The sequence below is a fragment of the Treponema pallidum subsp. pallidum str. Nichols genome, from assembly GCF_000410535.2.
GTDB lineage: Bacteria > Spirochaetota > Spirochaetia > Treponematales > Treponemataceae > Treponema > Treponema pallidum.
Map to the genome: position 1 here is coordinate 490,495 of NC_021490.2, position 21,342 is coordinate 511,836.

A 21,342-nucleotide genomic window follows, 5' to 3' on the forward strand; every position below is an offset into this window, starting at 1 on the left:
CGGGTGAACAGAGGGTGCAGGGGAGGGTGTGCCGCCTGCAGCCGTTTTTTCGCCTCCGGTTACAGGTCTATTTAGCCAGGAGTGGCTGTGCCTCCCGGCGTGCCTGTGAGGCCTTGATTGCTTCAGGGCGTGTGACCGTTGATGGTCAGACGGTTACGACACAGGGACGGACCGTTTGTGCGCAGAATGTGGTGTGTGTGGACGGCACCGTCGTGCAGCTTGAACGAGTTCAGCGCTACGTGCTCCTGTATAAGCCGGTTGGATATATCTGTTCCCTCGCGCCGCAGTTTCCTGCCGGGTATGCACACACGCAGGTGCGGGCAGGCCCGTCCAAACAGGAATACGCGCGTGCAATCGATTTAGTACAGCCTGCGTATCAGGAGCGCCTATATCACATCGGCCGGCTGGACGTGCGGTCTGAAGGCGCGCTGCTGTTCACAAATGATGGTTCGTTTGCGCAGGCTCTTGGCCATCCGCGTTCGGGAATAGAGAAAGAGTACATTGTAGAAACGCGTGAGCCAGTCCCTGCAGCGCTGTTGAGCTCTTTTGTGCGTGGGGTGTGGGTGGAAGGGTGCCGGTATCGGTGCGTGCGCGCGCGGCATCTTGCAGCGCAGTGTGTACAGCTTGTACTGGTTGAGGGGAAAAAGCGCGAGATCCGTGTGGTATTCGAGGCGTGGGGACAGGATGTCGTGCGCTTAGTGCGGGTGCGCATTGGCAGGGTGCGTCTAGGACCGCTGAGGCCCGGAGCATTTCGCACCATGAGGCTGCAGGAAGTTGCGCAGCTCTTGCAGTGCGCAGGGTGTGCGCGATAGCAGGGACGTGGTTTTGACTGGCTGGGGGGAGGGTGACTGAAGGTGGGGTGTGCGCGGTGCTCGTATTTTGCGGGTGCTGCTGGTATACTGCGCGCGCATACCCGCTCGAGAAGGGGAGGAGGACGACTCGTGAATCAGTTTTTTGAAGAGTTTGAATGCCCTGAGCACGGGCGGCAGCCCCGTGGGGTTCAGGAGACGGCCGAGTCTTTGAACTGTCTTGCGCTTTCCTGCGCGCGCAAGGGGTGGTATGAGGAAACCGTTGCCTGTTTACGCAAGGGATTGGGGCTCAGTCCTTTCAACGGGCTTCTGTGGTTGAACCTGGCGCTTGGCTATTATGCGCTCAAGCGTACGGTTGATTCAGCAGGTGCGCTGTATCATGCGTTGCGGTGCACCCCTCATCACGCGGCGGTGTGGAACATGCTTGGGGTGGTGCTCCACGATATGGGGGACACTGAGGCTTCGCGCAATGCGTACGAGCACGCCATCCGCTTGGAAACGAAGAACGGTGCTACCTGGAACAATTACGGACTGCTATTGCACACCGAGCAAAAGTACGATCAGGCGCAGCGTGCGTTTGAGACGGCGCTGAGCTTGCTGCCGCGGTCGGGGAGTGCCTTGTACAACTTAAGCAGGACGTATCATGCACTCGGTGATGCGCGCAAGGCGGCGGTGTGCCGTCGTATCCTTGCCCAGATGCCGGCGGGAGAGAAAAAGCCCGGTCCCATTACTCCTTTTGCCCTGCACCCGTAGGTGTTGCAAGCTGCGGCGTGCGGGGCTATGCGCGGCGGTGTTTTAGAGTATACTGGGAAGATGGAAGGCATGGGTGTGCGTGTTGAGCGCGTTCGCTGTGAGCAAAACTTAAGTAAGACGGCTTTTGCGCGGGAACTTGGGATTGGTGTTGAAGAGCTCGACGCGATTGAGCGCGGCACGATGCCGCTCAGTCGTGATTTGACGTTGCTGTTGTGTGTGGTGTTTGCGGTTAACCGTCTCTGGTTAGAAAGTGGGGAAGGGGAACCCTTTTCAGCATCTGCCGTCTCTCCTCAGGAAACGGTACAACCGGAGGAGGAAGCGCGCGAACCTCCGATACCCCCCCCCCGGTGGCGCGGATAGCGGCCTCGGGGGGCTGCAGTGTGCTTTGTTTTTGGTAGGGGGGTCTCTGTGCCTGTGATAGGAGCGGGGACGTGCCACGTCTGCATGAGGGCAGTAATAGGGGGGAACAATGGAAAGGATTGGAAAGAGCTGTAGTCCAAGCAGGTGGAGGCTGTGCGCGCGGCGAAGGCGTGCCGCGCGCACAGCAGACGGCGCAAGCCGCGTAGTGCGCCGCATAGTCTGTCCGCCGGTGTTATTTTTAAGCGCAAGTCTCTTAACCGGCTGCGATTTTTCTGGCATTTTTGCCTCCATCCAGTCAGAAGTACCGTTAAAAATACCGAGCATCCGCGGGGTAGTGACGGGTTTGGTAAAGTGCAATAACAAGCTGTACGCCTGCGCCGGTCAGCTGTGGGAAAAGGACGCGAGCAAGTCTGAGGGGAAGTGGACGGCAGTAAATTTTTTGCCAGGCAAAAAGATTACCAGCATTGTTTCGAAGGGCGCGTGCGTGTACGCCTGTGTTTCGGGGGAAGGTGTGTACACGTACACCAGCAACGGCGCCGGAAGAACGGGAGGGACCACGACGCCTTCAACCGTTTTAGGCAAAACAAATGGGGCAATCCGCATTGGCGGGTCAGACAATCCCTTTTTGCAAATGCCCTGTGAACTTAGCTCTGGGTCCTCAGGCGGTGGAGGCGGAGGGAGCGGCTCTTCTTCCGATGGTGGTATTAAAAACGGAAGTGATGAAAACGTCCTGGGCTCCGGAACCGGGTACGTGGTAACCACCAAGGCCGTGTACACCAAAAGCAATAGTTCGGGGACGAGCTGCACCTACACAAAGGACGGCACGTTTACCGCTACTACGTCCCCCATCCTCGGCTGCACGAGCGATGGAAAGGGGTGCTTCTACGTGTTAGACGGCACGGACGTCCACTGTCGTACGGTCCAAGCGAGCGGGGGCGGCAACGGCGCCCACTGCGCTGTGGCGTCTGGATCGGCAACTTCTTGCAAAGTAGCGCACACCGTCACCAATCCCCTGTGCATCGCGCACGTCAAAAACGGCAACACTGAGTTTTTGCTCATTGGGGGCAGCCAGGGGTACAAGGAAATAAAACTGGAAACGGGGAGCGGCAGCGGTACCGGCTGCCTGAAGGCAGAGAACGTGCGCGGTCCGGAACAGTGGGGTGAAGACAGTGTCACTCCCAAGGATAGGGTAAGCCAATATGAAGGCACCATCGGCCGTTTCGCAATCAGCGACATTTACACCGTTGAGTCCACGAGTGGAGCTGGTGGCACCAACGGCGGCACTAATAAGCCGGACGTGTATGTGGTGGTGGGGGATTCACAAGACGGGTATACGGGCCTGTGGAGATTTGACGCCCAGAAAAAGGAGTGGAATCGGGAGTAGCCCGGGCGGATGCGTGCTGCAGGGAGGCGCGGGGCGGGAGGCCGCGCGCCGGTCATCTTTACGCTTTGATAAAAAACAGTTCGTGAATGGCGCGCCCCTGCGTCTGCGCCTTGCGTTCAAATTCCGTGGCGGGGCGCCAGGGGCGCGCACCCTGCGGTGCCCACGTGAGCGAGGGCGTGCGCGCAAGCTCTTCCTGCGCGCGCCGTGCGTACTCGGCCCAGTCGGTGACCGCGTATAGGTAGCCACCCGGTGCAAGGGCGCGCGCGAGTAGGTCTGTGCGCGGGCGATACAGCAGGCGCCGCTTGTGGTGCCGCGTTTTTGGCCACGGGTCTGGAAAGAAAATGTGCAGGCCTGCAAGTGTCTGCGGTGCGATCATGGTGCGCAGCACGTCGAGTGCATCGTGCTCGATGATGCGCAGGTTGTGTAAACGTTCGGCTTCAATTTTTCTCAGCAGTCGTCCGATTCCTGCGCGGTACACCTCGATGCCGAGGTAGGAAAGGTGCGGGTTGCGTGCCGCGATTGCCGCAGTTGCGCTCCCCATACCAAAGCCAATTTCTACTACCAGCGGTGCAGGCGCGCACGCCGGAGCGACTGCGTCCGTTTTCCCCTGCGGAGCGGGAAAAGCACCGGCAGGCGCAGAAGGTGCCGCCGGTGAACAGAATACGGCAGCGTAGTCGAACACCGTGTTCTGATACGGGATGATCCAGCGGGACGCAAGGTGCTGGTAGTCGCGTTTTTGGCATGCGGTCATGCGGTTTGATCTGCGCGTAAAGGTGAGAACTTTCCGCATGCGTGCACTGTCGTTTGTCATGGTGGCGCTTGCTCAGACAGGGCGTCTTCAGGATATAAACGGTGAGGTTGTGAAATAAAGCGCCAGGAGCGCTGAAAGTCCTCAACCACGCACTGCAGGTAATATGCGTCCTGGTGTGTCGTTTTCAGTGCGTCCATGGACGCCTCGAAGGTGTGTACTCGGGGAGAGGAAAGGCGCGCATTGGGCAAAGAAGTTAACGAAAGGGGATGCTGTGCCACAGTGCGGTAGTCGCGCGTCAGCAGCACCAGGGAAGTGTGCGTGTGCGCAGTAAAGGGACCGACCAGTGCCGGCTGCGCAGGCGCCGATAGCGTCCAGCGTTGCGCGTCTACAGAAAAGGAAAACGGAAAGGGTTCGTGTGCTGGGTAGCCTGCGCCTAGGGTAACGCGCTGCTGTGCATATGTGCCTGTGCTGTCGCGCACGTACACCACGTACGTTCCGGCAGGAAAATCTCCCCACGGATACTGCATCCCCCCTACGCGCAGCATACGGCGTCCAGGATGGAGTTCGTCAGTGGCAATGTACACGCGCGTGTCTTTTTCCCCAAAGACCCATCGCATTCCGGTGCGCAGCTCCTCTACTTCAAGGTAAAAGTACTCCTCAGGAGGAGCAGGGTACTCAAGCGTCACGTGCAGTGCCAGCGTTGCGTCTGTCTTTCCTGCTTTTTCGAAATACACTCGTTTTAGGGTTAGCCCCTCTGTGCGTGCATAAAAGGGCATACAGGAAGAAAGTACTGCGCCCGCTACACACGGCACCACACAAGAAACCAGTACAAACGCGCACTGGCGAGCGAGAACCATGCGATTAAAACTCAAAAGACAAATCCACGGTGGTGAACTCAGAGCGTGTAAAACGGTTAAGACTTGACTCAAAGCGCACGTTTGCCTCTTTGCACGCTTCGCTCAAATACGAAATGTAGTACACGCCCAAGTTGGCGTGCTTGGCGGTATCTATAGTTTGCTGGCAGTAGTCAACAAGCGTGTCAGTGTCCGCATTTACCACTTTTGCATCCTGTAAGCAATTGCGCATTTCTTGTGGGTAATCATTCCTCCCATACACGGTAATTTTTAGCTTACGGCGGGTACCGGCAGTAGACACGCTCCTCCCCTGAAGTTTCCACGAAATAAAGAGAGACTCAGCGTTGTGTTTGAGTTCTGCAACAATACGCCTGCGGATACCTTCGTCGCAGAGCGCCTCTTGCGCGTCTTCAAGGTCTGGAAAGAGCTTTTGCACCTCTTTTTTTAAATTCGTATTCTCCTCATTGATGAGGAGCTCTACAAGGACTAATGCAATATACTCAGCAATGCGCGCCTTATTCAAATATTGCGCAAGGCTGGTGTGAATGCTACTGAGCACAGACCCCATGTCCGGTGCGTGCTGAAACTTACTGATGATAAACCACGTAAAGGGGCGCAGGGTATCCAAAAACTTTTCGCCGAGGAAAAGAAGCGTATTTTTCTCCTTTGGAGTACGTTCTTCGCACGCAGCGAGCGAAGCGTGAAGCAAACGAAGAATATGATGCTTAATCTGCGTGACGTGTGCTTCATGCTGTTTTAAATGATTATAGATGAAAGGAGCATTGAGATTTGCGTGTTCGTCAATGCTGCTCCCCGGGTTACTGCGATTCCACTTTTTAATTACTTCAGAGTTCAGAATCTGTCTGAACACGTAGCAATCGTATTGACGGTAGAGGATGGAATGCACGATGAGCTTTGAAAGATCAATAATTTCTTGACGTGAGGAAGCAAACTCAGGCGGTGAAACCTCAATGAGGGAAACGTATCCAGAGAGCAAAAGACCTTGCACCGTTTTAGGTGCAAAGGCATCGAGTGCGATACCATAATCCTCGACATGCTCAGCGAGTTTTAATTTCATGAGCTTCCTGTTTTGTTTTATAAAAAACTCGCTGCCCTCTTGCGTGAGTACGAGCTTGAGTGGGAGGTTCAGGATGCGTCGTTTATGTTTTGAACTCATACTTTTCTGCGCTCCCGTTGAAGTGTGTCCGCCGTCCTTTCATTCTATCAAGGAATGAGGGGTGGGGGATAAAGAGATTCTACGTAGCAGACGAACCGCACCGATCCTTCCTGTGCATGCAGGAAGGAGTCAGGAGGGGCGGTGGGGAATCAGAAATAACCCAGAGAAAGGCTGATGTTCTGCGCAAAAGCATCCGGAGTGCTGACCGCTACAAAGAGGATAGGAGCTGCCGCACGTGAGGCGCCTGTGCATAATCGGGATTGCGATCCAAAAGCTGCGTTAGTACCTCTTGTGCATACTCTTTTTCGTTCACTTTGATTGCTAGTTTCCCAGCCTCTAGGTACACGTCCCACGCGCGTGCGTCCTGAGCGAGCACGGCACGGTACGCGCGGAGTGCTTCATGCGGCTGTCCAGCCGCTACATACACGCGTGCCACTTGGCACTGTGCCTCGCGGTCTTGAGGCTGTGCGGTGGCGGCGCGGCGGTAGTGCGCTATTGCCGTCTCCCACTGCGCGCGCAGGACATACAACTTCCCTAGATTGCTGTTTACCTCAAAGTTTTGCGCATCGTGGGCAAGAGCCGCCTGCAGGTGTGTTTCCGCCTCTTGCAATGCTCCCTTGTCCAAATACAGTTTGCCCAAATTGTTGTGAGCCTTCACGTGTGCAGGGTCCCGTGCTGCAGCCAGCTGATACTGTGTTAAGGCAAGATCCACACGCCCTGTTTTTTGCGCTGCAAGCGCATACGCGTAGAGGAAGCGTGCCTGCGATCCATTCGCGTAGACGGCCTGCTGCGCGTGCTTTAACGCTTCTTCGTTCCTATCGAGATCAAGCAGCACGGTTGCGAGGTTGTACAAAGTAAGCGCGTCCTCAGAATCCCGCTCTAGGATTTCTTGAAACAGACGCACAGCCTCTTCCTTCGCACCACTTTTTGCCAGGACACGTGCGCGTTCACGCGCGGCTGTCAGGTATAGATCATGCGCTTCCGCAGCAGCCGCGCATTCTTGCGCCTTTTGATAGTCGGCAAGCGCAGCAGACACTTCTCCTTGTGCATCGTGCACACGTCCAAGCTCTATCCACGCACGCGTGTGCGTTGGGTTCAATCGGATGACCGCCCTAAACGCCTGCAGGGCTAGATCGTGTTTTGCACGTACCCTACAGGTGAGCCCCAGATTAAAAAATGCAGGCTCGAACTTTGGATTCGCAACCGTCGCCGCATTGAACGCTTCCTGCGCCTCAGCAAACCTGCGCACTGCGAAAAGACGCTTACCCAACTCATAGCTGTAGCGATATTCGCGCCGGTCAAGCGCCGCGGCGCGTTCAAGCAACGTGAGAGCCGTTGTTTGGTCGTCATCAGGCTGCGCATCTGCAATGCACGCGGCAAGGTAGTGTGCAGCTGCGGAGCGTGGGTTGAGCCTCAAGGCTTCCTTCACATACACGGTTGCCGTTTCAAGTGCCCGTGTCCGCTCAAAACCGTCACGGTTATCGTGCTGTGAAAGCGCGTACATAGCTTCTCCCATACGGGTGTATGCGTCTGCTGCGAACACCGCGTCCCCGGCAGGGAGTGCACGTATTGCTTTGTTAAACACACGCACCGCTCCTGGATAATCACGTCGTTCCGTCAGTTCTTTTCCTTCGGAAAGCAACGCGTGCACGTGGTGCTGTGGCGTGGCAGTTTCTGCAGGTGCGCGCACCTCCGGGCGCGTTGCAATCTGCACGGCCCGCTTTATCGATTTTTCAGGAGAAAAAGACGCCGTGCGAGACACTCCCCGGGGCGGGGTGAGAACACGCGCGCCCTTTTGCCGCGTGTCTTGTTCTTGCATACGCTCTCTCGGCGTAGGCGCGTAAGGAACTGGGCGCTGGGGAGCTAACTCCTCTGAAAGGGTCTGTAGGAACTGTTCTTCATCACTATTCCCTGAGAGCTGGACGTGATGGTCCACAAGCACGCCGGGTTCCTCCCCTTGCTCTTGCAGCAGCTGGTTCGTCTCCAGCCAGGCGAGTTCTTGCTCAGAAACGCCCTCCTCCTCAAGGAGAGTCTCGCCCGCTGCACGAGGTAGGCGTGCGCGCACCACCCCCCGGGAAAAGAGACTGAACCCGGCAACTACCGCAAGAAGCAGCACCAGCCCCGCGGCGAGTGCAATGAACGTCTTGTGCACATTATTCAAGGTTGTGTTCCTCCTGATAGGGGACGGTGTCCTCCGATCCAGTGGAGAGGGTACGCGCGTCCTCCGCTTGTTTCAGTCTAAGCGCGCGCTTGAGAGCTTCAAACTCCGCCTCCTTGCGCCGGGCTTCCTCCGCCTCCTTGCGCCGGGCTTCCTCCGCCTCCTTGCGCCGGGCTTCCTCCGCCTCCTTGCGCCGGGCTTCCTCCGCCTCCTTGCGCCGGGCTTCCTCCGCCTCCTTGCGCCGGGCTTCCTCCGCCTCCTTGCGCCGGGCTTCCTCCGCCTCCTTGCGCCGGGCTTCCTCCGCCTCCTTGCGCCGGGCTTCCTCCGCCTCCTTGCGCCGGGCTTCCTCCGCCTCCTTGCGCCGGGCTTCCTCCGCCTCCTTGCGCCGGGCTTCCTCCGCCTCCTTGCGCCGGGCTTCCTCCGCCTCCTTGCGCCGGGCTTCCTCCGCCTCCTTGCGCCGGGCTTCCTCCGCCTCCTTGCGCCGGGCTTCCTCCGCCTCCTTGCGCCGGGCTTCCTCCGCCTCCTTGCGCTGCAGCCACTGCTCAAGCGCCGCTATCATACGCTGCACTTCGTAGTGTTGTGAAGCAGTCGGGTTTTGGGACACGTACTTTTTATAGTCAGCCAGTGCGTGTGCATAGGCTTGTCGCTTCATGGCAGTGTTTGCGCGATTGAGCAAGGCAGGAGGGTAATCGTGCTTGAGGGCGAGGGCCTGCTCATACGCATGTTGGGCTTCCTCGTAGCGATGTTGCACGAAGTATACGTTCCCGAGATTGTAGGCGTATAGGTGCGCATATTCCTGACTGTGTACTGGTGGGTTTTGCAGCCACTGGATTGCCTGCGTGTAGCGTCCTGTCTGTAGGTACGCCATTCCCAAGTAGAGTGCTGCTTTCGGGTGGGCGGGTTTTTGCTGTGCTGCTTTGTGAAGTGGACCGATGGCCTGCTGTGCCTGCTGTAAGGAAAGGAGGCGCTCTCCTTCACGAAAGTGGTCAAAGGCATCCTCTGCCCGCAGGAAGGACGCAAATGCGAGCGCAAGAAAGGAGAATAAGCGAACGGATGGAAGGGAGCGTACGCGTGCGTAGGTGCACGGTGAGGATTTTTGGCACATTTGACATTCCTTCTAGGGTGCGCTACCATGGGCGGCATGTCCGCGTACATGGCACTGCTGGCAGCGGCGTTCTCGTCAAGTATCGTCTTTTTGCTCGTTTTTTTGATGAGAGGTTTTTCCATCCCGCGCAGACAACTTTTGGTGGAAAAAAGTTTTCGAGACGGCAAGTACGCGCTTGCTATCAAGCATGCCCATGCGGTTTTGGCTAAGGATCCCCATAACTGGGCAGTGCGTGTATTGCTCGGTCGTGCGCATCTTGCGGAAGGGAAGCGCGACGTCGCGCTTATGGAGCTGCGCGCTGCCAGCAGCAGAGCTGCGTTCGGAAAGGTGGTAGATGAGGTTGAGTTTCGCAAGACTATTGCACAGCTTTATCTCCAGTTTGACCAAATCGAGGAGGCTCTGAAGGAGTATACCCTTCTTATTCGCTTGGACCCTACGTGTGCAGATTATCACTACCGTATTGGGCAGCTGTTTGAACGCAAGAATGTGACCGATCGGGCTGCGGCATACTATCGCCAGTGCATCGGTATGGACGCTGCGCATCCTGCAGCGCATGCTGCGCTCGGTTCGTTGCTTCTTCGGTCTGGTCATCTTGCAGAAGCAAGGGCAGAGCTCGATACTGTGCTAGCCTTGGAACCTGCAAATGCGGAGGCTCTCTTTTGCCAGGGGCAGCTCTTGCGGAAAGAAAGGGAGTATGCGGCGGCACTTCGCTCCTTTGAGCAGGCGTCGAGGAGTCCTGTGCTGCGGCAGAAGTGTTTTACCGAGCGTGGCTGTTGCTACATGGATGCGAAGGATGTGGATCGGGCCATTGTTGAGTTTGACCGTGCGCTGCGCTGCAAGTCGCAGTCGGGTGAAAATGAGGATTTGCAGATACGTTATCTCTTAGCCTCCTGTTACGAAAAAAAGCGGGATGTGGAAAAGGCAATTGAGCAGTGGGAGGCTATCAACGCACGGTCTGCGGGTTTTAAGGATGTGACCATAAAGCTCGCGCAATATCAGGATATACGTTTGAACGACCGGATGAAGGAGTATTTGACCCTCGATGGCGATTCCTTTTTCGATCTGTGTCAGCGAATTGTGAGTAAGGCGCTTCGCTTATCCATAGACTCGGTGCAGGACGTGCGCGGGTGTTGTGAAATAGTGGCCACAGAAAGGGACGAGAAGGGTTGGAGCAACGTGCGTACGCAGCCAAAAGTCGTTGTTTTTTACCGGGAAGCGCGGGTGCTCGATGACAGCTTCCTGCGCGCTATTTTGGAGCGCATGAAGGAGCGTGGTATAGCGCGTGGGGTGGTGGTGACGTCTTCTTCGTTTTCACGCGCTGCGCTTTCGTTTGCAGAAAATCGTCCGCTCGAGCTTCTGGGAAAGAATGAGCTTGAGCGACTCCTGGATGCGTCGTCGTAGGCCGGGTGCGCGTTAGTCTGTTTTCCGACCTGGTCCAGGTGATTCTCCCTGGGGGTCGTGCTCGTGTTCTTTATATTCTTCTCGTACAGGGGCGGTTGTTGAGCGGGTTGCCGCGTGCAGGATGGTGTGTGCTTGGGTGAGCGGTATATGAATGGCTGTCGCTATGTCCTGGGGAGTTGCGCTCTGCAGGCTGCGGAACGAACCGAAGTGAGCAAGCAGTCTGTGTGCGCGCACTTTGCCCACATGGGGGAGACGCTCAAAGCTTAAGACTAGCTCTTTCTTTGTGCGTAGATGCCGATTCCGTGTGATTGCAAAGCGGTGTGCTTCATCTCGGATGCGTTGCAGCATATGCAGTGCAGGGTTGCGACGATCCAGAACTAGTGGTGTAGGAGAATTGGGGATAAATAGCTCTTCTGCGCGTTTTGCAAGACCTACAAGCGGGATACTAAGACCAAGAGCGTCGAGGACGTGCTGTGCAGCAGAAACGTGACCGATTCCCCCATCGACAAGGATAAGATCGGGCAGAGTGTAGCCCTCTGGTGTGTGGGTATAACGGCGGGCAATTGCTTCGCGCATCGATGCAAAATCGTCAATACGGGTGTCGTGCGCACGTAAATTAAACAATCGGTAGTTCTTTGTGTCGGGGGCCCCATTTTTGAAGCAAATGAGACTTGCGACAGTGTACTTTCCACCCAAATGGGAAATGTCAAATCCTTCAATGAGCGTTGGAATGCGTGCAAGATGCAGTTGCTTTTGCAATTCCTTGAGTGCATCGTCAGCGCCGCGATTTTTCAGATACCGAGTAATATCTTCATGAGCGTTTAACTGCGCCATGGCTAAAATGGCGCGGTGATGAGGAGTGTGCGCGCTCTCGTGCGGTGTGTTTTCTCGTGTGCCTTCGCTTGCAGTGCAGGCGTCGTGTGCTTTTTGAAGCGTATGCATGGTGGACGTTTCGCTGCAAGAACGTAACCCTGAATCTTGTACTGCATTGCTATTTTGCGAAGCTGCAAGGGTAGGAGCGTTTGTGGTGACAGTGGAAGAAGGGGTCTGCGGCGTAGGAAAGGTATGCAAAGGGATGAGCGTGACGGTACATTGTGTACCTGCTTTATGGCTGAGCCAGTGTTCTGCTAACCCTGCAGACGAGTGTACAAATAGATGTGGGGGTATGGTATGGTCAGAGTAGTAAGTGATGAGAAATTCTGAAAGGATTTCCTCTTCATTTTTTAATGAACGTGTGCGAAAAAGTTCTCTACCGTTTAATTTTCCTCCCCGCATGCGTAGAACGGCGAAGGTGACGATTGCTCCCGTGCTCGACCAGGCGATGTAATCGCGTGCACGTTCGTCCATGTCTTGAACAAGACTTTTGTGTGTAATACAGCGGATTGCCTGGATATCATCGCGTATGCGCGCGGCAGCTTCGAATGCTTCTTGGCGGACTGCTCGTTTCATGCGCTTTTCTAGACGCGCTACAGTCGCGTCAATATTCCCCTCGAGCAGCAGGGTAATCTCATGTATGTCCTTTTGATATGTGCGTGGAGAGACCCATCCACAACACGGGGCATCGCAGCGCTTCAGGTGATAGTAGAGGCAAGGATTTTTTCTCTTCCGCAAGGTGGTGCACGTACGGATTTTATAGGTGCGTAAAATGAGTTTAAGAAAAGAATCGAGGATTTGCACGTCAGGGAAGGGACCAAAGTACCGTGCACCGTCTTGACAGAATTGGCGTGTGCGAAAAATACGCGGAAATGGCTCGCAGGTTAGCTTGAGCAAAGGATAGGTTTTCCCGTCTTTGAGGCAGATATTGTAGCGCGGAGTATGTTTTTTTATGAGTGTGTTCTCAAGGAGCAGCGCCTCGTATTCGTGTTGTGTTTGTAGATATTCAAGTGCAGCGGCGCGCGACATCAGCACGCGTGTCTTTGGGTCGTGCCTGCAGCGAAAGTAAGAAGTGAGTCTTGTCCTGAGTGATTTTGCTTTACCGACATAGATGACAACGCCGTGTACGTCTTTCCACAGATATACACCGCTTGTAGACGGGGCACTGAGTGCCTGAATGCGCAACGTCTCCACGAGAGATTCAGAAGGACGCACGGGTCATGCCCCCACCAAGAATCGTGAAACTGTTTTTCCTGTCACGCGCAGAAGCATGCCGGCTTATTTTGGTTCTAACGAACATTTATACGCACGGCAAAGAAGTGGGTGAGCAGTGCCACACCTCCCGCTCCTGCCAGCATGGAAGTGTATACCACTGTACGCGCATTGAAAAAACAAAGTGTCATGACTGTTGCAGAAAAAGCACCCATGAGGAGGAATATACACAACGCAGCGATTAACCCGAGGAGTGGCAAGCGCGTGCGCATAGAAAAAGAAACATGCGCGTGTAACTGCAGCAGGTTAGTCATGTACAGCACGAGTGTCATGACACGCGCCAGAAGGTCAGGATCATTAAGTTGTGTATACACGTGCACAAAGAAAAACGACGTATACGCGCCGAAGAGCGCAGACACGCCCGATACGAGGGATACACGCTCAAGTGAGCGAGAAGTAAAGAGGAAAAACGGCAGGCAAAAGAGGGGAAAAACATAATCAAAAAGAAAAAAGCGCATCCACTGCTCTTCCACAAGGGCGGAATCCGGCGGATAGTACCCGAGAAAAAATGAACGAAGTAGGAGGAGAGGCACAGCAAGCACGGCGCCGTGCACAAACGAAATAAGTTCCTGAAGTGGGTCCCCAGCGTCCGCGAAAGAGGAAAAGAACAAAAGAGGCAACGAAATAATGAGAAATATTTCCACTATCGATACCGTAACCAACGGGGCACCGCATACGGCGAAAGATCACCGCGGGTATGCGTTCGCCCATCAAAAGTGCGCCGCTTTACAGCACAAGCTCGCTTGGAATATCAGCGTTACTGTAGACGGCCTGAACATCCTCTTCTTCTTCGAGCCGGTCAATCATCTTCAATACCTTACGCGCAGTCTCCTCATCAAGCGCCAGGTACGTGTCGGGAACCATAGATATACCGGCAGATAGTGATTCCCACCCCTTGGCCTGAAGGGATTCTAGGACCGTCTCAAACGTACCGGGAACCGTGGTGACGGTGAGGACACCACCGGCGTTCTGTATGTCCTCAGCACCCGCTTCGAGGGCAAGCTCCATGAGAGCCTCTTCGTCAACCTGTTCGGAATCGTACTCTATAACTCCTTTGCGATTGAACATATAGGAAACGGATCCTGCCGAACCTAAATTACCCCCATTACGGGAAAACAAATTGCGCACGTTCGCGGCCGCGCGGTTTTTGTTATCGGTGAGCACCTCGACCAGAACGGCAACACCGCCCGGCGCATAACCTTCATAAACGAGCTCCTCATAGCTACTGCCAGATAACTCCCCCGTACCCTTCTTAATAGCCCGCTCAATGTTATCTTTAGGCATATTAGCGGCACGTGCCTTAAGGATTGCAGTCCTCAGACGTGGATTAGCCTGTGGGTCACCGCCTGCCATGCGGGCAGCAACAGATATTTCCTTGATAAACTTAGTGAACAACTGCCCACGCTTTGCGTCCGCAGCTCCCTTAGCATGCTTGATAGTGGCCCATTTACTATGTCCAGACATGAGATCTTTCCCCTAATGCCCGAAAATGTACGTACCGGAACGCGGGCGCCTGATGCTAGCACGGTGTGCGCTTTTCTCCAAGTCCCGCTGGCGCATATTGCACGGCCCGCGTAATTACCGCGGGCTTAAGAAGCACAGACCTAGCACGTCGGCGCGTGTGCTAAATCAAACAGATCTGCGTAGGCGCGCAACACGCCTTCCACCTCTCCTGCTAATATGTGTTGTGCAAGCGTCTTGCCCAGCTGCACTCCTTCTTGATCAAAGCTGTTCAAGTTCCACGCAAATCCTTGGAACATAATCTTGTTTTCAAAGTGTGCAAGAAGTGCGCCGAGCGTTTGTGGGGTAAGCGCTTTAGCGTATAGCAGACTGGATGGACGCTCCCCGGAAAACGTTTTATTTGCATCCGCGTGCTCTTTTCCCCTGGCGAACGCGACAATTTGTGCGACGACATTTGCAAGGAGCTTCTGCTGACCGGTAGATCCACGGATTATCGGATCCTGCCCGAGCTGACTATGTTGAAAGGCAATGAACTGAAGCGGCACCACCGATGTTCCTTGATGCAAATGTTGGTAGAACGAGTGCTGACCGTTTGTCCCAGGCTCTCCAAAGATCACCGGGCCGGTCTTATACGTTATCGGAATGCCGAAGCGGTTAACACTCTTGCCGTTAGATTCCATATCTAGTTGTTGCAAATGTGCAGGAAAGCGAGCCAACGCCTGGCTATAGGGCAACACCGCGGTGTGCTCGTATCCCAGAATAGTGCGCTCGTACACACCGATGAGCGCGTCAAGAAGTGCTGCATTACGCCGTATGTCTTGTTCCTGTGCTGCTCGGTCCGCCTCTGCCGCACCGGAGAGGAAGTGCCCAAACACCTGCGGTCCAAACGCAAGCGTGAGTACCACAGCGCCACAGACAGAGGAACTAGAGTAGCGTCCACCGATAAAATCATCCATGTAGAAGGAAGCAAGGTACTGGGGATTATTTGCAAGTGGACTGGTCTCGCTGGTAACTGCCACGAACTGTGTGTGCGGTTCTAGACCTGCTTGACGAAGGACGTGTGCGACGAAAAGCTCATTACTGAGTGTTTCAAGCGTCGTACCACTCTTTGATACCAAAATAAAAAGCGTGGTCTCAAGCGGTAGTTTTGAGAGTACAAGCGCTGCGTCGTCTGGGTCCACGTTGGAGATAAAATGTGTGCGCATCTTAACCGCCTGGTGCCTCTGTGCCCAACCTTCCAGCGCGAGATACAACGCCCGTGGACCGAGATCTGATCCACCAATTCCAATTTGTACAACGTCGGTAAACGGTGCGCCGCGAGACGTGCGCAGCCCCCCTTCGTGTACTTGCCGTGCGAACGCACATACTCTTTCGTATTCTTTTGTATAAAAGGCGTGCATATCGCGCACTTCGCACGGCAACGAGGCAAGCGATGACCCCTGCACGCCGAGGCGCGTTAGGTGATGCAGCACCTTACGTTTTTCCCCCGTGTTTATCTGTGCTCCTGCGCGCAGGGCGTCGTACTTTGCGACTAATTCCTGCTCGTCTGCAAGAGCAGCAAGCGCCGTGAGAATTTCTTCATTCACTGTTTTCGCTGCGTAGTGATAGCGCAGCCCAGCCCCCGCGTCGGTACAATAGCGCCGCACACGTTCTATCCCCTCTGGTCCACAGAGTACTGTCTTCAGCGACGGCGCACGAATCGCCTGCAGGCGGGCGTATGCGGCACACTCGTCAAGATTTCTCCAATTCACTGCGCGTTCTCCTTTTATCGTTCTACCCCGTAGGGTTTACCTACAGACATATCGCCGGCTGTTCTATGTATCAAGACGCGGCACGACAATCGTCGCGAGTGCCGGGTTCTTTTCTAAATCTCTTTTTAATCCTGCTGCCCGCGCCTTATTGACATAGGTTGGATCCTGGAACGAGTAGGTAAAACGCGTGTGCACGTCGTATGTTCCCTGCATGAGTGCATACGTGTCCTCAGTCATGACCAATTCTTCATCTGTTGGGATTACCAGAATGCGGACGGGTGAATCGTCTGTACTAATTTCAGTTTCTGCATTGCGCGTGCGGGCCAGTTCATTTTTTCGCGCATCAAGTCGGATGCCTAGGTGTTCGAGTCCTGCGCACGCTGCTGCGCGTACGTCGCAACACATCTCTCCAACACCTGCGGTAAAGACAAGCGCGTCCGGCTGTTTACCCAAAGCTGCAACGTATGCGCCGAAGTATTTCCGGATGCGGTGTACCTCCATGTCAAAGGCAAGGCGTGCAAGCGCGTCTCCATTTTTCATGGCAGCACACACATCGCGTCGGTCCACGTATTTTCCGGTGATGCCTAGCAAACCGGACTGTTTATTGAGAGTGGTGTCGATGTCTGAGACAGACATGCCTGTTTTTCTCATAATGTAAAAGGCAAGCGCAGGGTCGCAGTCCCCGCAGCGTGTTCCCATAATCAGGCCTTCTAGCGGGGTGATGCCCATGGAAGTGTCAAAGCTGACACCATTTTTGACACAACACATGGAAGCGCCGTTTCCAATATGCGCAATGATTATGTTTGTGTCCTCAGCCCTTTTTTTGAGAATGACAGAGGCGCGCTTTGCAGTATAAAGAAAACTCGTGCCGTGAAAGCCGTAGCGACGTACCGCGTATTCTTCGTACCACTGCCGGGGCACTGCGTACATGAAGCTAGCTTCTGGCATGGTTTGATGCCACGCAGTATCCATAATGGCACAGTGGGGAACTGAGGGGATGACCGCCTGGGCAGCCTCAATACCACGGATGTTTGCGGGGTTGTGGAGAGGGCCAAGGTCTTGAACAGAGCGAAATGTTTCTAGCACGTCAGGAGTCACAACGACAGACTTTACAAAGCGATCTGCTGCGTGTAGGACGCGGTGTCCAACTGCCTTGATAAGACTCATGTCGCTGATAACACCGACGTGCGCATCGGTGAGGGTGCTGATGATAAGCTGCACCGCTTCGGTATGGGTAGGGCAGGGACTTTCCCGAACGTGGTTCTCTCGGCCGTGCACCTCATGCGTGATAACAGATCCTGCCTGAGTAACACGCTCTACCACGCCGACGGCAATCACCGCACGCTCTGTCCAGTTATACACCTGGTATTTTACAGATGAACTGCCGCAGTTTAGCGTGAGGATAATCATAATACACCTCCACCGTTTTGGTAATTTCTCGGACACCGTAGCATACACGCAAAATGCGCCACTTTCCTACACCGTTGGCTTACACTGCTTACGCGGATATAGCCCCCGCAGCAGCGGTATCCAGCAGCCACTGCGCTTTGGCAGTGTCCACGCGTGCAACGGGCACGGACGCGTGGGGATCTGACGCGACTGACGCGAGCATGTCCTGCTTTTCACGCCCGGTAACTACGACGTAGATTTCGTGTGCATTATTGATAAGGTGCCCAGTGAAACTCACACGTTTCTGACCGGTGTCTGGGTGAGTTGCCACGACGCAACAGCCGCTGTGGTCCCACAGCTCTATTTCATGAGGGAAAATAGACGCGGTGTGTCCATCCGCCCCCATACCCAGGAGTATAATATCAAAGCACGGCACGCCACGCTGTCTTGGGAGCCGTGCTTCAATTTCCTGTGAGTATGCGGCGCAGGCGCTCTCCGGGGCGTCTTCTCCCCTGACGCGAAACACCGCGTCAGGATTTATTTCCAGAGGCTCAAGGAGCGCACTATGGGTCATGTTGAAGTTACTCTGCGCATCCGTGGGGGGTACGCAACGCTCATCGCTCCAGAAGAAGCGGAGGCGCTTCCAATCAAGGTGGTGTCGAAACTCGTGCGCCCAAGTTCTGAAAATCTCCCTTGGAGTGGAACCCCCCGACAGGGCCAACCAGAGAATCTCTTGTGTTTTGAGCCGAGAATCAAACACCGAAACGAGGAACGCCGCGATGGCACGCGCATCCTCAAAAATATGCTTCTTCATGGGCGAACATCCTCCTCTCTCCCGCTACGTTCTAGTGTCGTTCAAGGCTCGGCATTACCGCTAGAGTCGGCAGGCAAAATCATCGCTGAGCAGCGTAGAAGAGGGGTGATGCCACCGTGGAGCACTCCCTTTGATCAGGTCGTCTGCAGCCTTCGGACCCCAGCTTCCTGCAGGGTACGTAAGTAGAGGACTCTTGTTTGATTTCCATGCGGCAAGAATAGGATCTATGAAGCGCCATGCAGACTCCACCGCGTCATCTCGATGGTAGAGCGTGTTGTCTCCATTCATGCAGTCAAGCAATAGCCGCTCATACGCGCTGGGTAAGTGCGAATAGGTAAGAGCCGAATACTGAAAATCAACACTGACGGGAATAGTCTTGAACCCCGCGCCGGGCTCTTTGAGGTCGATTTTAAGCTGAATTCCTTCGTCGGGTTGAATGCGAATGACAAGCGCGTTGCCCTCGCGTGCGCACGGGCGTTCGATGTGCTCGAAAAGCGCGATGGGGAGCGTTCGGTAATGGACGATCACCTCAGTGACGCCCGTGGGCAAACGCTTACCCGTCCGCAGGTAGAAGGGAACGTCCATCCACCGCCAATTGTCGATGTAGCACTTGAGTGCGGCAAAGGTTTCAGTGCACGAGCGAGGGTCAACGCCTGACTCCTCAAGGTAGCCGGGGACGGCTACACCGCGTATCTTGCCGGCGACGTATTGGGCACGCACCGTATGCTGCATGACGTCGCGTTCTCCCATAGGGCGCAGGCAGTCAAAGACCTTTACGATTTCATCCCGTAGACGACTTGAACTCACGACGGCGGGCGCCTCCATCGCGATAATACCCAAGAGGAGTAACAAGTGGTTTTGGATCATATCGCGCAATGCACCGGACTGGTCGTAGTAACCGCCGCGGTTTTCGACACCTAGTGATTCGCTTGCAGTAATTTCAACGTAATCGATATGGGTCCGGTTCCATGTGGGCTCGAAAAGGGGATTGGCAAAGCGAGTGACCAGGATGTTTTGGACCGTTTCCTTACCCAGATAGTGATCGATGCGATAGGTTTGGTTTTCCTGAAAGTGGGCACGCAAGCTCGCATTAAGGTGCTGCGCGGTTTCTAGGTTGTAGCCAAAGGGTTTTTCAATAACTACCCTGCGAAAATTACCCTGTTCCCGGTTCAAGTGGTGCATAGCAAGCTGCGTGGGGATAGTTTCGTACAGGCTAGGGGGAGTGGCAAGATAGAAGATAAAGTTGCCCTCGGTGTGCAGCGACTGGTCGAGGGTGCGCACGTACGTGGCAAAGTCGGCAAAGGCGACAGAGTCGGTGGGATCGAACGAGAAGTAGTGGATCTTCTGCAGGAATTCGGTGAGGCGCGCCGGGTCGTGCGGTGTGCGCACTGCATGCTTTGTGACCGCCTCTGCAAGCCGTGCGCGAAAAGACTCTGTAGACAGAGCCGTACGCCCTGCGCCGAGTATACCGAATGTACGGGGCAGGAGCTCTTGCTCAAAGAGATCCCAAAGCGAGGGGATAAGCTTCCGCGCGGCAAGGTCGCCTGAAGCGCCAAAGATAACCAGGATGTGCGGCGCGACCGTGCCGCTGCCACTGATTTTCCCCATAAACCGCCCCTTCTTTCAACGGTGCGACCTACACCGGATGTGCCGCAGGCAGACTCTCCGCTCCCTAAGGCACTAAATGCGGAACACCGGCCCTATTTTTACCATGACCAGCGAGGTGCAGCAATACTTGGCCCATATGTTCGACCACGTCAGGTCCTGTCCATTCCCATTTGCGCCCTTTTTCAAATTCTTGGTGAGCGGCACGTTCACTCCGCTGCCGAAGGTGAAATCCAACCCAACGTGCTTGGTAAAGAAAATGAGGAAATCCAAATTTATCGGTATCCCCACCAGTTTGTCGTCCTGCGTAGAAAGGATATCCACGCCCAGAGACGGAATAAATGCAAAATTCTTGCCGCTGCGTATAGCCCAGCCCACCAGGAACTGCGCACGGAACATAAGAAAGGCAAGCCCCGCGTCTAATTCTGTCGTGAACGCGAAGCCGTTGTGCGCTATTACCCCCACTGCCAAACCGAGCGTCGGGGTGTACAAAAGAACGTCGGTCCTGGGGGCCGGTTCCTTTCCCCAGGGATGCGCCCCTACCTGTCCTACCTTCGGAGAAACAAATACCTCCGCCGCAAAAACGCCTGCCCCCATCCCGAGCGCAGCGAGCAAAGAACCTACGCGCACCACGCACCGCGCCCGTACCCCCCCCCTCGCCGTGTGCCACTGTATACCCATACGATCTAACCCCAGCTGTAGGACACGCCTACTGGGCCGATCTTCCCGCGTGGGGTGTGAGAGTGTCAAGCCCTCCCCCCTTCCTTGCGAAGAGGAGTATGCCAAACGGTGAGAAAAACTTGACGGCGCGCGCTAAACGCCTAATAATTGCCTCGCAGCCTTTAGAAAAAGGAGGAGCTCGTGATTCGCGCCCTCTTTTCCCTCTTTCGGTCCCTCCATGCAAACACGCACCCGGCAGATCTCGCGCATGCGGCAGCGTTGGCACTGGCCCTCGCGTTGCTTCCTCGGAGTTCTCTCCTGTGGTACCTACTGTTTGCCGTCTGCTTTTTTATACGGCTGAACCGTGGTCTGCTCTTGCTATCGCTCGTGCTGTTTGGTTTTGTCGTTCCTTCGTTCGATCCCTGGCTCGACAGCCTCGGCAATTGGGCGCTGTGTTTACCACGGCTGCAACCCGTCTACCGCGCCCTGATTGAGATTCCCTTCGTAGGGCTTGCGCGCTTTTACAACACTATGATTGCCGGCGGTCTGGTGGCAGGTGCGCTGTGCTATTTGCCGTGCTATGCTCTTGCACGCTGCGCGGTGACGGCGTACCGTACATACCTGTACCCTAAAATTCACCATGCGACGATTTTCTTTCTTGTCCGGAACGCCCCGTTGTGCAAAAGGTAAAGAAGATACTCAGCGTCAGGGAGAGGTTTTCATGAGCGATGATTCTACACCCAAGACGCCTTCGCGCCGGATTCG

The 21,342-nt window shown here is 55.2% G+C and carries 20 protein-coding genes; 7 read left to right on the plus strand and 13 right to left on the minus strand.

The window, feature by feature from the left end:
- Positions 1–14: 14 nt before the first annotated feature.
- From TPANIC_RS02245 to TPANIC_RS02260, 4 genes are all read left to right on the plus strand, one after another.
- A complete protein-coding gene (locus TPANIC_RS02245; protein ID WP_014342436.1) occupies positions 15–812 on the plus strand; it encodes a pseudouridine synthase in 798 nt (265 codons plus the stop codon).
- Between the two features lie 42 nt (positions 813–854).
- Positions 855–1,562, plus strand: coding sequence for a tetratricopeptide repeat protein (locus tag TPANIC_RS02250; RefSeq protein WP_010881909.1), 708 nt, complete (start codon positions 855–857; stop codon positions 1,560–1,562).
- A 27-nt stretch (positions 1,563–1,589) separates the two neighbouring features.
- Positions 1,590–1,922, plus strand: a complete 333-nt coding sequence (locus TPANIC_RS02255) for a helix-turn-helix domain-containing protein (protein WP_237249932.1) — start codon at positions 1,590–1,592, stop codon at positions 1,920–1,922.
- Positions 1,923–2,031: 109 nt separating this feature from the next.
- The gene (locus TPANIC_RS02260; protein WP_014342800.1) at positions 2,032–3,306 is read left to right on the plus strand and encodes a hypothetical protein; all 1,275 of its coding nucleotides are present in this window, start codon (positions 2,032–2,034) and stop codon (positions 3,304–3,306) included.
- Between the two features lie 58 nt (positions 3,307–3,364).
- On the opposite strand, the gene trmB is transcribed toward TPANIC_RS02260, so the two are convergent.
- From trmB to TPANIC_RS02275, 3 genes are read right to left on the minus strand one after another with little or no spacing between them, the layout of a single operon-like run.
- Positions 3,365–4,117 carry a tRNA (guanosine(46)-N7)-methyltransferase TrmB gene (gene trmB, locus TPANIC_RS02265; RefSeq protein ID WP_010881913.1) on the minus strand — a complete coding sequence of 251 codons (753 nt, stop codon included), beginning with the start codon at positions 4,115–4,117 and terminating at the stop codon, positions 3,365–3,367.
- Positions 4,114–4,986 carry a hypothetical protein gene (locus TPANIC_RS02270; protein ID WP_010881914.1) on the minus strand — a complete coding sequence of 291 codons (873 nt, stop codon included), beginning with the start codon at positions 4,984–4,986 and terminating at the stop codon, positions 4,114–4,116. Before TPANIC_RS02270 ends, trmB begins: the two co-directional genes overlap by 4 nt.
- Complete coding sequence (locus TPANIC_RS02275) at positions 4,919–6,088, minus strand: DUF8084 family protein (protein ID WP_010881915.1); 1,170 nt, start codon at positions 6,086–6,088, stop codon at positions 4,919–4,921. Before TPANIC_RS02275 ends, TPANIC_RS02270 begins: the two co-directional genes overlap by 68 nt.
- Here TPANIC_RS02275 and TPANIC_RS05295 point away from each other — a divergent pair.
- On the plus strand, positions 6,079–6,327 hold the full coding sequence (locus tag TPANIC_RS05295) for a hypothetical protein (RefSeq protein ID WP_010881916.1): 249 nt from the start codon (positions 6,079–6,081) through the stop codon (positions 6,325–6,327). The two genes, TPANIC_RS02275 and TPANIC_RS05295, sit on opposite strands and share 10 nt — an antisense overlap.
- Here the strand turns inward: TPANIC_RS05295 and TPANIC_RS02280 are convergent.
- Entirely contained in the window at positions 6,297–8,240 is a 1,944-nt protein-coding gene (locus TPANIC_RS02280) for a tetratricopeptide repeat protein (protein ID WP_235214122.1), read from the minus strand. The two genes, TPANIC_RS05295 and TPANIC_RS02280, sit on opposite strands and share 31 nt — an antisense overlap.
- Before the next feature lies 1 nt (position 8,241).
- Positions 8,242–9,351, minus strand: coding sequence for a tetratricopeptide repeat protein (locus TPANIC_RS02285; RefSeq protein WP_010881919.1), 1,110 nt, complete (start codon positions 9,349–9,351; stop codon positions 8,242–8,244).
- Here TPANIC_RS02285 and TPANIC_RS02290 point away from each other — a divergent pair.
- Complete coding sequence (locus TPANIC_RS02290; protein WP_010881920.1) at positions 9,343–10,752, plus strand: tetratricopeptide repeat protein; 1,410 nt, start codon at positions 9,343–9,345, stop codon at positions 10,750–10,752. The two genes, TPANIC_RS02285 and TPANIC_RS02290, sit on opposite strands and share 9 nt — an antisense overlap.
- 12 nt (positions 10,753–10,764) lie before the next feature.
- On the opposite strand, the gene uvrC is transcribed toward TPANIC_RS02290, so the two are convergent.
- The 8 genes from uvrC to TPANIC_RS02330 form a co-directional block, all read right to left on the minus strand.
- Positions 10,765–12,840 carry an excinuclease ABC subunit UvrC gene (uvrC, locus tag TPANIC_RS02295; RefSeq protein ID WP_010881921.1) on the minus strand — a complete coding sequence of 692 codons (2,076 nt, stop codon included), beginning with the start codon at positions 12,838–12,840 and terminating at the stop codon, positions 10,765–10,767.
- 74 nt (positions 12,841–12,914) lie between these two features.
- Entirely contained in the window at positions 12,915–13,559 is a 645-nt protein-coding gene (locus TPANIC_RS02300; protein WP_010881922.1) for a hypothetical protein, read from the minus strand.
- Between the two features lie 64 nt (positions 13,560–13,623).
- Positions 13,624–14,361: a YebC/PmpR family DNA-binding transcriptional regulator gene (locus TPANIC_RS02305; RefSeq protein ID WP_010881923.1), complete on the minus strand. Its 738-nt coding sequence runs from the start codon at positions 14,359–14,361 to the stop codon at positions 13,624–13,626.
- A gap of 140 nt (positions 14,362–14,501) precedes the next feature.
- The gene (locus TPANIC_RS02310; protein ID WP_010881924.1) at positions 14,502–16,109 is read right to left on the minus strand and encodes a glucose-6-phosphate isomerase; all 1,608 of its coding nucleotides are present in this window, start codon (positions 16,107–16,109) and stop codon (positions 14,502–14,504) included.
- A gap of 63 nt (positions 16,110–16,172) precedes the next feature.
- Complete coding sequence (locus TPANIC_RS02315; RefSeq protein ID WP_010881925.1) at positions 16,173–17,519, minus strand: acetate kinase; 1,347 nt, start codon at positions 17,517–17,519, stop codon at positions 16,173–16,175.
- Positions 17,520–17,607: 88 nt separating this feature from the next.
- A complete protein-coding gene (gene pgl, locus TPANIC_RS02320) occupies positions 17,608–18,312 on the minus strand; it encodes a 6-phosphogluconolactonase (protein WP_014342443.1) in 705 nt (234 codons plus the stop codon).
- Positions 18,313–18,372: 60 nt separating this feature from the next.
- Positions 18,373–19,920, minus strand: a complete 1,548-nt coding sequence (gene zwf, locus TPANIC_RS02325) for a glucose-6-phosphate dehydrogenase (RefSeq protein WP_010881927.1) — start codon at positions 19,918–19,920, stop codon at positions 18,373–18,375.
- A gap of 72 nt (positions 19,921–19,992) precedes the next feature.
- A complete protein-coding gene (locus TPANIC_RS02330) occupies positions 19,993–20,667 on the minus strand; it encodes a DUF2715 domain-containing protein (protein ID WP_010881928.1) in 675 nt (224 codons plus the stop codon).
- A 111-nt stretch (positions 20,668–20,778) separates the two neighbouring features.
- On the opposite strand from TPANIC_RS02330, the gene TPANIC_RS02335 reads away from it, so the two are divergent.
- Entirely contained in the window at positions 20,779–21,267 is a 489-nt protein-coding gene (locus tag TPANIC_RS02335) for a DUF2062 domain-containing protein (protein WP_010881929.1), read from the plus strand.
- Positions 21,268–21,342: the final 75 nt, after the last annotated feature.